This window comes from Streptococcus cristatus (genome assembly GCF_008369405.1).
GTDB lineage: Bacteria > Bacillota > Bacilli > Lactobacillales > Streptococcaceae > Streptococcus > Streptococcus cristatus_G.
The window spans coordinates 122,535-134,258 of sequence record NZ_VSJJ01000006.1 but is presented as its reverse complement, the minus strand read 5'-3'; the positions used below and the strand labels follow the sequence as shown (position 1 = coordinate 134,258).

The 11,724-nt window shown below is 39.2% G+C and carries 13 protein-coding genes and 1 other annotated feature; of the genes, 1 reads left to right on the top strand and 12 read right to left on the bottom strand.

The annotated features are described in order from the left end of the window. Positions 1 to 101: 101 nt before the first annotated feature. The 7 genes from metK to FXF62_RS06830 form a co-directional block, all read right to left on the bottom strand. Positions 102 to 1,292, bottom strand: a complete 1,191-nt coding sequence (metK, locus tag FXF62_RS06865; protein ID WP_149518177.1) for a methionine adenosyltransferase — start codon at positions 1,290 to 1,292, stop codon at positions 102 to 104. Between the two features lie 385 nt (positions 1,293 to 1,677). Beyond that, positions 1,678 to 2,145 carry a deoxycytidylate deaminase gene (locus FXF62_RS06855; RefSeq protein ID WP_149518183.1) on the bottom strand — a complete coding sequence of 156 codons (468 nt, stop codon included), beginning with the start codon at positions 2,143 to 2,145 and terminating at the stop codon, positions 1,678 to 1,680. A gap of 111 nt (positions 2,146 to 2,256) precedes the next feature. Further along, entirely contained in the window at positions 2,257 to 2,616 is a 360-nt protein-coding gene (gene rplT, locus FXF62_RS06850; protein WP_005590588.1) for a 50S ribosomal protein L20, read from the bottom strand. Positions 2,617 to 2,662: 46 nt separating this feature from the next. Next, on the bottom strand, positions 2,663 to 2,863 hold the full coding sequence (gene rpmI, locus FXF62_RS06845; RefSeq protein ID WP_005590589.1) for a 50S ribosomal protein L35: 201 nt from the start codon (positions 2,861 to 2,863) through the stop codon (positions 2,663 to 2,665). Between the two features lie 33 nt (positions 2,864 to 2,896). Further along, on the bottom strand, positions 2,897 to 3,427 hold the full coding sequence (gene infC, locus FXF62_RS06840) for a translation initiation factor IF-3 (protein WP_015604487.1): 531 nt from the start codon (positions 3,425 to 3,427) through the stop codon (positions 2,897 to 2,899). Between the two features lie 16 nt (positions 3,428 to 3,443). Next, positions 3,444 to 3,574 (bottom strand) — a sequence feature (ribosomal protein L20 leader region). A gap of 26 nt (positions 3,575 to 3,600) precedes the next feature. After that, complete coding sequence (gene cmk, locus FXF62_RS06835) at positions 3,601 to 4,278, bottom strand: (d)CMP kinase (protein ID WP_149518176.1); 678 nt, start codon at positions 4,276 to 4,278, stop codon at positions 3,601 to 3,603. 9 nt (positions 4,279 to 4,287) lie between these two features. After that, positions 4,288 to 4,746 carry an SAG1386/EF1546 family surface-associated protein gene (locus tag FXF62_RS06830; protein ID WP_149518175.1) on the bottom strand — a complete coding sequence of 153 codons (459 nt, stop codon included), beginning with the start codon at positions 4,744 to 4,746 and terminating at the stop codon, positions 4,288 to 4,290. A gap of 45 nt (positions 4,747 to 4,791) precedes the next feature. Here FXF62_RS06830 and FXF62_RS06825 point away from each other — a divergent pair, with 45 nt between their 5' ends. Beyond that, a complete protein-coding gene (locus FXF62_RS06825; RefSeq protein ID WP_306452468.1) occupies positions 4,792 to 4,989 on the top strand; it encodes a ferredoxin in 198 nt (65 codons plus the stop codon). On the opposite strand, the gene FXF62_RS06820 is transcribed toward FXF62_RS06825, so the two are convergent. The 5 genes from FXF62_RS06820 to FXF62_RS06800 all read right to left on the bottom strand — a co-directional run bounded on the left by FXF62_RS06820 (position 4,986) and on the right by FXF62_RS06800 (position 11,719). Then, positions 4,986 to 5,474: an EbsA family protein gene (locus FXF62_RS06820; RefSeq protein ID WP_149518174.1), complete on the bottom strand. Its 489-nt coding sequence runs from the start codon at positions 5,472 to 5,474 to the stop codon at positions 4,986 to 4,988. The genes FXF62_RS06825 and FXF62_RS06820 overlap by 4 nt on opposite strands. A 70-nt stretch (positions 5,475 to 5,544) precedes the next feature. After that, positions 5,545 to 8,013 carry an LTA synthase family protein gene (locus tag FXF62_RS06815; protein WP_149518173.1) on the bottom strand — a complete coding sequence of 823 codons (2,469 nt, stop codon included), beginning with the start codon at positions 8,011 to 8,013 and terminating at the stop codon, positions 5,545 to 5,547. A 24-nt stretch (positions 8,014 to 8,037) separates the two neighbouring features. Further along, on the bottom strand, positions 8,038 to 9,684 hold the full coding sequence (locus FXF62_RS06810; RefSeq protein ID WP_149518172.1) for a rhamnan synthesis F family protein: 1,647 nt from the start codon (positions 9,682 to 9,684) through the stop codon (positions 8,038 to 8,040). 17 nt (positions 9,685 to 9,701) lie between these two features. Further along, positions 9,702 to 10,910: an ABC transporter ATP-binding protein gene (locus FXF62_RS06805; RefSeq protein WP_149518171.1), complete on the bottom strand. Its 1,209-nt coding sequence runs from the start codon at positions 10,908 to 10,910 to the stop codon at positions 9,702 to 9,704. Beyond that, positions 10,910 to 11,719 (bottom strand): ABC transporter permease, encoded by an 810-nt coding sequence (locus tag FXF62_RS06800; RefSeq protein ID WP_149518170.1) that lies wholly within the window; start codon positions 11,717 to 11,719, stop codon positions 10,910 to 10,912. The genes FXF62_RS06805 and FXF62_RS06800 overlap by 1 nt, the downstream gene beginning before the upstream one ends. Positions 11,720 to 11,724: the final 5 nt, after the last annotated feature.

The following is an 11,724-nucleotide window of genomic DNA, read 5'->3' as shown; positions in this document are numbered from 1 at the left end:
CTCGGAATAGCTACTGTCTTATCTCATTTTTCACTTAAAGCCTTGACAGACTTGACAAATGGTAGAAAAAAAGCCCTCAGTTTAAACCGAGAGCTACTATTTTATTGCAAAGCCGCTTGGAGCGCAGCTACCTTGTCTATGCGTTCCCAAGGAAGATCGATGTCTGTTCGACCCATATGACCATAAGCAGCTGTTTGGCGATAGATTGGGCGCTTCAAATCCAACATTTGGATAATACCTGCTGGACGCAAATCAAAGATTTGGCGGACAGCATTCTGAAGTCTGCTTTCAGAAACTACGCCTGTTCCAAAAGTATCAATGCGAACTGAAACGGGCTGAGCTACCCCAATAGCATAGGCCAACTGAACTTCTACTTTTTTAGCCAAACCAGCAGCTACGATATTTTTAGCGATATAACGAGCCGCGTAAGACGCAGAGCGATCGACCTTGGTTGCATCCTTACCAGAGAAGGCGCCACCGCCGTGGCGAGAATAGCCACCATAGGTATCCACAATAATCTTACGTCCTGTCAAGCCAGAGTCTCCTTGCGGGCCACCGATAACAAAGCGACCAGTAGGATTGATAAAGACCTTGGTCTGACCATCCAAATATTCGCTTGGAATCACTTGAGCAATGACCTTTTGGATAACATCCTGATGAATCTGTTCATTGCTGACTTCAGGATCATGCTGGGTCGAAATAACTACCGTATCTACACGAATTGGGCGATCATTTTCATCGTATTCGACCGTAACCTGAGACTTGGCATCTGGTCGCAGATAAGACAATTCACCTGACTTGCGCAGTTCTGCCAAGCGACGGACTAGCTTGTGACTGAGAGAAATAGGCAATGGCATGAGCTCTGGTGTTTCATCCACCGCAAAACCAAACATAAGACCTTGGTCACCAGCCCCAATCAAATCCAGCGGATCTTTTTGAGTATTTCCTCGCACCTCAAATGCTTCATTGACCCCTTGAGCAATATCTGGCGACTGCTCCACCAAAGATGGATGGACGCCAACTGTCTCTGCAGAAAAGCCATACTCTGTATTGGTGTAGCCAATCTCTGCAATGGTATCACGAACCACCCGATTGATATCTACATAGGCAGTAGTCGAAATTTCTCCAAAAACATGGACGGAGCCTGTATAAACAGCGGTTTCAGCTGCGACATGAGCCTCTGGATCCTGAGCTAAAATAGCATCCAAAATAGCATCGGAAATTTGGTCTGCAATCTTATCAGGATGCCCCTCCGATACAGACTCAGACGTGAAAAGTTTACGTTCTGACATAAAAATGTCCCCCCTAATAAAATATTAAACAAATAAACAAACACCAAAGTAATTGCAAATCCTCTCACCTATGAGTTACGACGCAAAAGGAATAAAAACGATACCTTTTTATTTCTGAAGCTAGTAAGGCGCATAGGGTGACCGTAATATAGCGGCAACCGTTGAATGACGAGTAACTTTGGAGCCGTCATTGTTTGCGAGTTACAAAGTACTGATAGAAGTTTCCTACCATCTTATCGGGACTATATAACCTCTCCATTATATCATGATTTTTAGAATTATGCTGAATCATTTCCAAAAGAAAAGCTATAGTTCAAAACTATAACTTTATCATTTAGATTTATTCGATCTAAGCGGATTATTAGTGCTAAATATTTCAAGCAAACTATACCAACTCCGTCTGAGCAATGGCCTCTTTCACATCTTCTATCGGCAAATGTACCAGTTCCACTTCTTTTTCCTTGTAAAGGTACTGAGCATAATCATCTATCCTATATTGGTTGATGTAGACCACGCGCTTGCAGCCGACCTGAAGCAGTTGCTTGGTACAGTTTAAACAAGGAAAATGAGTCACATAAGCCGTAAATCCCTTAGGAACGCCCCTCTCAGCTCCCTGCAAAATAGCATTGACCTCTGCATGCAAGGTTCGCACGCAATGACCATCGATGACCAAACACTCATGATCAATACAGTGCTCCGTTCCTGAAACAGAGCCATTGTAGCCAGTCGATATGACCTTATTATCCTTGACTAAGACCGCTCCAACCTTGGCGCGTTTGCAGGTCGAACGATTGGCAATCAAAAGAGCTTGTGCCGCAAAATATTCATCCCAAGCTAACCGATTTGACATCATCATTCACTCCTCCATCCATTCTCACTATATTATACTAATTATACTAAAACACTTGGCGATTGTCACCCTGACAAGAAAAAAGTTGAAACAATGTTTCAACTTTTTGTATTCCTATTTAGCAAGTTTAGCTTTAGCTGCATCTGCAAGAGCTGTGAAAGCTGCTGCATCATTAACAGCCAAGTCAGCAAGCATTTTACGGTTCACTTCGATCTCAGCCAATTTCAAACCATGCATCAATTGTGAGTATGAAAGTCCGTTCAAACGAGCTGCCGCATTGATACGAGTGATCCACAATTTACGGAAGTCACGTTTTTTCTGACGACGGTCACGGTATGCATAGTAGTAAGAGTTCATTACTTGCTCTTTTGCAGTACGGAACAAGATGTGTTTTGCTCCATAGTAACCTTTAGCTAATTTTAAAATACGTTTACGACGTTTGCGTGATACAACGCCACCTTTAACACGTGCCATGTTTTATTTCCTCCAAATATTTCCTAGATAATTGTTACAAAATCTCTTATTTAAGACCTGTAAGCATTGCTTTGATACGTTTGAAATCTCCTGCATGCACCATAGATGCTTTACGAAGATGACGACGTTGTTTCTTAGTTTTTCCGTGGAAACGGTGAGAAGTGTAAGCACGGAAACGCTTCAAGCCACCAGAACCTGTACGTTTGAAACGTTTAGCTGATGCGCGGTGTGTTTTTTGTTTTGGCATGATAAAATCTCCTTTTTCTAACTTTTTGACAGTTTATTTTTTGTCACTAATCGGTGCCATTTGCATGAACATTTGACGTCCGTCCATCTTAGGCTTTTGCTCAATGATTGCAACATCTTGAGTTGCCTCGGCAAAGTCTGCTAAGACCTTAGCTCCAATTTCTTTGTGGGTAATCATCCGGCCTTTAAAGCGAATGGATACCTTAACTTTATTTCCTTTTTCAAGGAACTTGCGTGCGTTACGAAGTTTTGTATCAAAGTCCCCTTTATCAATGGTAGGACTGAGACGTACTTCTTTCACAGTGACAACGCTTTGTTTTTTACGTTGTTCTTTCTGCTTTTTCTGATACTCAAACTTGAACTTGCCATAGTCCATAATTTTCGCAACAGGTGGTTTAGCTTGTGGCTGAATCAGGACTAAATCGACATTTGCTTCATCCGCAAGAGATTGCGCTTCGCTAAGCGGTTTAATACCTAATTGTTCGCCGTCAAGACCGATCAACCGAACTTCACGCACACGAATTTCATCATTGATGAATAAGTCTTGTTTTGCTATGGTTTTCACCTCTTTTTTTATTTTTAGAGAAAAACAAGTGCGGACCTGCTAACGCAAACCCGCACTACATGATAGTATTTCATCACTGAAACTGAATCCTGTAGAGCCAGACAACGTTAGTCGCAAGGCGAGAAGTTCTCACTTCTGCTTTTCTCAACTCTACTATCATATCAAGTTTCTTTTTATTTGTCAATGATTTTTTTTGCTTTTTCTTCAATAAATTTGACAACTTCTGTGATTCCAATGCCTGTCGTATCAAAATGAATGGAGTCAGCCGCTGGTTTCAAGGGTGATACTTCACGATGACTATCCTTGTAGTCCCGCTCCGCTATTTCCTTTTTGAGAGTTTCCAAATCAGCCGGAATCCCTTTTTCAAGATTTTCTTTGTAGCGGCGTTCTGCTCTTTCCTCAACTGAAGCAACTAGAAAAATCTTCAATTCTGCATCTGGCAAAACGACCGTTCCAATATCACGGCCATCCATGACGATGCCGCCCTGTGCAGCAATCAACTGCTGCAAATGAACCAATTTTTCACGCACTTCCGGTATAGCTGCTACCCACGACACATTATTTGTAACGTCATTTTCACGAATCGGATGAGTGATATCAACATCCCCCACAAACACCAACTGCTCACCACTCTCCGAACGACCAAAACTAACCGAATAAGTCTCGAGCAAGGTTACGATCTTATCTGCATCATTTTCAGTCAAATGATTTTGTAAAGCTAGGTAAGTGGCTGCACGGTACATGGCACCCGTATCCAAATAGGTATAATTAAAATCTTTGGCAATAATCTTTGCAACAGTGGATTTGCCACTTGACGCAGGTCCATCAATCGCAATCTGAATCTGTTTCATAAACCGCTCCTACTGAATCTTAACAATATCACCTGGGTTGGCATACCAAGAACCAGTAGACATGTGCGACGGATTTAATTGCTCCAATTTTGCAATAGAGATACCTGCACGCGCTGCAATCGCAGCTTCTCCTTCACCGGGCTGAACAGTCAAGGTACCTTCCGAAGACTGAGTTGGCTTTTCTTCTGATTCACTTGGTTGCTCTGATGGAGCTGGTTGTTCCGCACTGCTACTTGAAGTTGCAGCTGCATTAGAAGTACCATAAAACCCATCCATAACAGTCTTTTTATTACTTCCACCAGTAGAGAGATAGGCGAAAAAGAGTGCCATAGCAATGACCATCACTAGAAAAATAGCTGCTAATATTGTCAGCCAGCGATCAACTTTACTCGCCTGACTTTTCTTTCTGCGATTCAATTTCTCTGCTCCATTATCATATACATCTGCTTCCCATGGTTCTTTTTCCATGACTTCCTCCTTGAGTTTTTCTAAAAATCTTATTACAATATGAGTATGAAAGTTACACTCATTCCCGAACGTTGCATTGCTTGCGGACTCTGCCAGACCTACTCAGATCTCTTTGATTATCACGATAATGGCATTGTCAAATTTTATCAAGATGACCAGCTCTTAGAAAAAGAGGTTGAGAGTCAGCCTGAGATTCTCGAGGCTATTAAAAACTGTCCAACCCGAGCCCTACTAAAAGATTAATGTTTCTTGGCTTGGTCACCATAGTAGACTTCAAAATAATCTAGAAGAGTCAGATTATCTACTAATTCAACCTCGCCTTTAAAATGTTCATTTAAAGCTAGGGCGTTGACAAAATATTTTTTTGGCCACTTCCGCATACAGAAGGTCCTGCTACGACTCTTCCCTGTAAAATGAAGAGTGATAGACGTTTTTGTTACTTCTAGCTTCTCAATCGTTGAAATATCAATCTTAATTGGCGTGAAAGGATTTGCCGTAATAATGCGCAAAATACCGTCATCATAAATCGTGAAATATCTATGCACACCGATAGCCAGTAAGACCATAAACAAAAAGAATGAAAAGAGGACAAGAGTCGGAACACTGGAGCTTTCGTACATCAAGGCCAGTCCTATAAAAATTGGAATGACTGACAAAGACCAATAAATTACCAACACCGACATTTCTGGTTGCCAATGATAGCGTACTTTCCCAAAAATCTTTATCATATCTTCACCCCCTTACTACTAGTTTAGCATAAAGTAATAAAAAATAGAATTGGTAAACCTATTCTATTTTTTATTTCGCTGGCATAGCGAAGAAATCCTTTGAAAGATAGCCTTTTCCGCCAACCATATCATATTCGATCAATTTCAAATCATCTGCAATTTCTTGGGCTGATGGCTCCAGTGCCTTCTTGTCCACACTAGCCTTATGAAGAACTTCGGTCAATAAAGCATAGTAAGGAGATACTTTAGAATTGGTCTGCTCAAGCAACAAGGCAGAAAAATCACTAGAGTTAACCAAAGGATAGTCCAGCTTGGGTGTCTCATAATTACTCCAGATAAAGTAATCTGTCAGAAATTGGTTTTCAGGATGATCCTTAAAAGCTGATTGAGGATATAAGCCTGGTAAATGATCACCATAAAAGACCACTGTTATCTTTTTATCAATCTTAGAAAGCTTATCCAAAAAATCCTTGGTCGCATTGTCTGTGTGGTAGAGCATCCTTACATAGCTGGATAAGGATTTATTTCCTGCCTCCGTGAAACCTGGGTAACTAGCAGACATATAAATCGGATTGACTTCCGTCCAAGGCATATGATTTTGCATCGTCATAACTGAGAAAAATTGACTTTGGTCTGTTTTTAGGCGATCTAAGACTTGATTATAGGTCGTTTTATCACTATAGTTTCCACCAATATGATCTCCCTGCAACCCTTGAGTTCCATAATGAATAAAGGTATCATATCCCAGATCTTTATAAATGATGTCTCTGGAATAATTACTTGGTGAGGCCAAATGAATCACGGTACGATTTTGAGAAGTGTAAAAATCACTGATAGCCGGAAGTTTGTTCATCTTTGGCACTACTTCCGTATAAATAACTGAAACAGATGGTGACAAATTATAAAATGGCAGACCGGTCAACGTTTGAAACTCCATATTTGCTGTTCCACCGCCATAACCGTCTGACTGCATCAACCCACTGGTTGTCTTAGACATAATTTCCTGAATATTTGGAATCGGATTTTGTGACATAGATACACCAGAAATCCGTGCTGGATCAGAAAAGCTCTCACTAAGAACATAAATGACCGTCTGTTCTTCTATTTTCTGCTTACGTTCCTGATTGATAGAATCAGCTAGTGCCCCATATTTCTTTTCTAATTCTTGAATTCTTTCTTTGGAATATCCTGCCGGCTGAATCATAGGCTTATCAGATAATTGAGTAAACCAAACAAAAGAGACCGACCGCATTTGCGAATTAACTGTGTTACCAAACCAAGTCAAATCATGGTAATTATTCAAAATGGACACAACTGGAATATTATCGGAAACTTTGCCATTCTCTTTCGAAGAGAATATCTGTAAAACACCTAAGAAAAAAATAATAGGAAAAATCAGTGAAATAAGTTGAATTTTTACCATGGTGATTATTTTTCCAGGTAAAATTTTCCTACGGAAAAACCAATAGAAAAGACCAATAGCTACCACACTAGCAATTGCATAGATTCCATAATTACCGCCAAGAAAATCAAATAAGAGCTTCGGATCTTTTAACCAAGTAATATCACTTGGTAGAATTGGTTCTTGTCGATATTGAAATTTCAAGCTGCTGGCAATTGTTGAACTAACACCTATCGCCAATATGATAATTGTGGGTAGAAAAATTTGATTAAAAGCAAGATAGATAAAAATAAATAGTGTAAAAAAGACTGCTATCTGAAAGAGACTTGCTCCAGTAAATAAATGAAGTTCTAAAACAGAAACATCCGCTCGAATACTATTTTGAATAGTATAGTTGAAGATGGCAGAAAAAGCTGCACTGCATAAGACTGCAACTGAAAGGCTTCCTTTATTTCTCGAAATATCTATCAACCCCTTTACCGCTAAAAAACTAGGAATCGAAAATAGGAAAAAGAGTAAAATAATAACACCAATTAACTTAAAAATAGAATCTTGAGAAATTTCAAATCCGCTATCTGTAAGATAAGTCATCAACAAACTCTGGTGCTGAAAAATAGCGGTCATCTTACTATCTGTTAGCGATAAGATAAGAAAAGATTGGGACAAGAACAGTGTCTCTAGAAAACCGCTATTGAATTCATCAACAGTCAAAAAGCTTCGGGAATGATATTTTTGTAGAGAAGAAAAGCGGTTAATGAGATAAGCAAATAAAATTATTAGTAGCAAGTAAGGTAAACCGTTAACTTCTACAAAGTGATTACTGAAAATATTCTCTGCTTTAAAATCAAAATCATTCACATGCTGCGTCACCGTCAGCAAATAAGAAAACAAGGCGTAGATTCCATAAACGAGAAAAGACCAGACCAATAATTTTCGATTTAGCAGTTGGGCAACAATCTGACCTACACCAAATAAAACCGCTATTAAAACGAGAAAAACGAAACCGAGGCTGGCATAATTATCTAAACCCTTATTTACTTGAAATAAGAATAAAGTCGCAACAGATATGGTATCCAAAACTAAAAAACTGATAAGCAAATAGGAAATCTGCTTATAATAATTGACTAAAAATTTCATTATTCTTTCTACAGAAACTATTATCTAACTTTTAAAAAGATTTGATAAATACCTTCTAACTTTTTTTGCTAGGCTCTTATGAGCCAGTTTCCCTTTCTGCTGGATTAATTGTTCTGCTTCTCTTTGTAAGTCTAATAGAGCAGGCATTGGGGTTCTAGGCATGATTTTAAAATCATAGTCCTGATCCCAAGCAAAATAAACTAACAAATTTTCTAAAACTTGAGGTTCAGTTTGAGCTGATAACTGGTAGTCGTTTTGAAAAAGTCTAATCAGAGCAAAAGGCTTAAACCAAAGAAAGCCTCCATACACCCTGGTAAAAACAGGATATTGTTCAAAATCAAAAGTTTTCTGGCAATGGAGCTCCTGCCAAATTGCAGCCATTTCTTTCCGATATGTTTTTTGCTCAAACAAGCCATATCTGACTAAACTTGGAAGATCTGGTATAACGAGACCAAGCTTACCATCTCGTTCCAATGCTTTAATACTAGCATTGGCATTTTCAAACATCATCTCCATCAGTTCTCTACGCATCCAATTATCAAGCTGATGCATTTCATCTACTAAAATTGCAGTAGAAATATGCCCAACGAAAGCAAATTTCTGTAATAAGTCGCTCTGTTCAAGCATCGCCTCCATAGGCCTTTCTTCTTTTCCTAAAAGAACTTGATAGCGGTCTGATATAGTTTCTAGGAGTTGAACAAAGATTTCTTCGTCAGCTGTCGTCACCACAAATTGGTATTGTAGAGGAAGAACTTCCCATTTTTCTTTAAATTGCTCGAAGACTTGAAGGTCTGTCACATGAATATGAAGCGCTACCGGCTTTTCTGGCGAGTCATTCTTATCATCTTTCGCAAGCTGCTTATCCTGCAAAAGGTAGGGGACATCTGGACCAATATATTCAAATATATGCTCAGAAATTAAAGAAACAGGATAAGAGGTTCTCTCTTTGATTTCTTCCAGCAGATACCTCGCAGAAAAAGGATTGCCACTGATAGCTTTCACTTTCAAAAAAGGAACCTTTTTCTCAAGAATAGTAAAAGGCTTATAATAAGTAAAATCTGGATGGATTAAATCTGTTGCTTCTTCTAGACGAGTATCAAATAAAGCTTGATAGGTAAAGCCTGCCTCTGTAAAATAATGGGTGAATTTCGTCTCGTAGTGGTCAATCACATCTTGAACATCAGTAAAATCTTTTACTTTTGTCCAAAATTCTTGAAAAGAAATTGCCCTCAATATCTGCTGCTTAAAGGTAACAAAATAGCTCTGCAGATGTTCTTCAAAATACTTTGTTTTTCGAAAGTTGGTCATGCCCCAAAAATCAACCTGAGTATCCGCCTCAAAACGCTTATAAATAGGCTCCAACTCCCAGAGTGGACCAAAACAAGTATCATTCATCAAAGTCAGAGAGTCGTAGTTTTTGAGTTCCTCAAAACCTACGGCGCTCATTCCATCCCGCCAAGCCGCGAAATCATAGCCTTGATTGTCCCGCTCCAACACATTGCTTATTCCAAATTCGTCTTGTAACTTTTTCTTAGTTGCTTCTTCGATATGACTATTTGAAATAAAAAGGATTTTGGAAAACAGGGGCTTGAGCTGTTCTAATTGGTAGAAGACATGATTACTCACGCGCTTATATTTATTAAAATGAACATAAAGTAATATTCGTTCCATGAAAACACCTTATCATTTTATTGAGAGATTTCCCAGACCCCATTACGTTGAATCAATCCCGTTGCTGAGTCTTTTGCAGAGGTATCGCCATCTTCAATATCCCGTCGGCTGATAATAATGACCGGAGTATTCTTAGAATCTGCAAAGGCTAAAATCTGATTCTCTTCATCACGCACAGAAACCTGCAATTTCAATTTTGCATGATTGATTTGGGAAAGATGACATTTGTATTTAAGTGTCTTCTTGCCTGTTCCTTCTGTCAAATTATCCATTGAATTATCATTATATAACCAAATCGTGCGATCAATATCAGTCAGTGAAAAGGCTATGTAGGTTGGCATATCCTGATTGACTTGATAGCTAATCTCAAATTCAATTTCTTCAGTTGGTGCTGTCTGGGGAGAGCTTAGTAGACGAACCTCTAAATCAGAAACTGCGACAGATTCCGTTTCAGCGACAAAATCTTCGTTCATGGCTTTGGTGTCAGTTGCATTGTCTAAACTGTATTGGTTAGCTACATCATCTGGATTTCCGACAACTTTGACTAAACCATTTTCAATCAAAACAGCTTTATTACAATACTTTTTAACAGCATTCATGTCGTGAGTTACTAAAATAGTTGTCTTTCCCGAATGCTTCCGTTCCATGAAATAATCATTACACTTGCGCTGAAAAGCTTCATCCCCAACAGCTAGAACCTCATCCAAAATCAGAATGTCCCCTTGAGCCTTGATTGCCACAGAGAAAGCCAAGCGAACCTGCATTCCGCTAGAATAATTTTTGAGTTTTTGATTCATAAACTCGCCCAGCTCAGCAAATTCAACGATGTCGTCATACATGGCGTCTACTTCTTCGGTTGAAAAGCCCAGCATGGCACCATTCATATAGACATTTTCGCGGCCGGTCAGCTCTGGATTGAAGCCGACACCCAGCTCGATAAAGGAAACCAACTTGCCATCAATGGTCACTGTGCCCTTTTCGGGAATATAGATCTCTGAAATGATTTTCAAAAGGGTTGATTTGCCCGAACCATTTCGCCCAACAATCCCGTAAAAATCTCCCTTTTCCACTTCAAAGGAAATATCCTTAAGAACATTCTGCTCTTTGTAACCTTTGATTCCCCGAAAGCGGTTAACTAGGCTTGTTCTTAAACTTTGTGTTGACTCTGTTGGCAGTTTAAAAAACTTACTGACATGGTCAACTTTTACTGCAATATTATTTGACATTATAAAATCTCCGCAAATCTCTTGGCATTTTTATTAAAGATATAATATCCAAGCCCAAATATCACTACTGGCAATAAATAAGGAATCAGAGCAATCCAGTAATAGTCCATCAAGTCCCAGCCTCGAGTACTGCCTGAGAAAACAATAAAATGACGAAGATCTTGAATAATCTGAGCCATTGGATTAAGCATCATCAGCTTAGCGACTAAAACATGCCCACCCTTCAGGATATAAGTCAGTGAATAAATAATCGGTGTCGCATACAGGCCTGCCTGCAAAACCACTTCCCAAATGGGTCCAATATCACGATATTTAACAAAAAGTGTCGCCAACATAAAGGCAAAACCAGCTGAAATCAAAACTAATTCCAGAAAAAGCGGGATAATAACTAGCCACCCTAGGGTGATTGATACGCCATTAATCAGAGCAAAAACAACAACAACCAACAAATTGATCGCATAGTTAATCGCTGCACCAGTAATAGCTGAAAAAACGATAATTGATTTAGAAAAATTCAGTTTTCGCAGTAAGTCCCCTCGCGCAACAATGGACATCATGCCCATATTGGTCGCTTCCGAGAAAAAGTTCCACGTCACCATCCCTAGAAGAAGCGATACTGCATAATGAGGCGTTCCATCATCAAAACGCAGGAAACGAACGAAAACAAGATACATAATGGTAAAAAGCATTAAGGGTTTTAAAATCGACCACAAATGCCCAATGAAACTGCCTTGATAACGCAATTTGAAATCTGTTTTAACCAGTTCCCTCAAGAGAATCCAATTTTTTTGGCTAAAATAATCTAGCATGCATA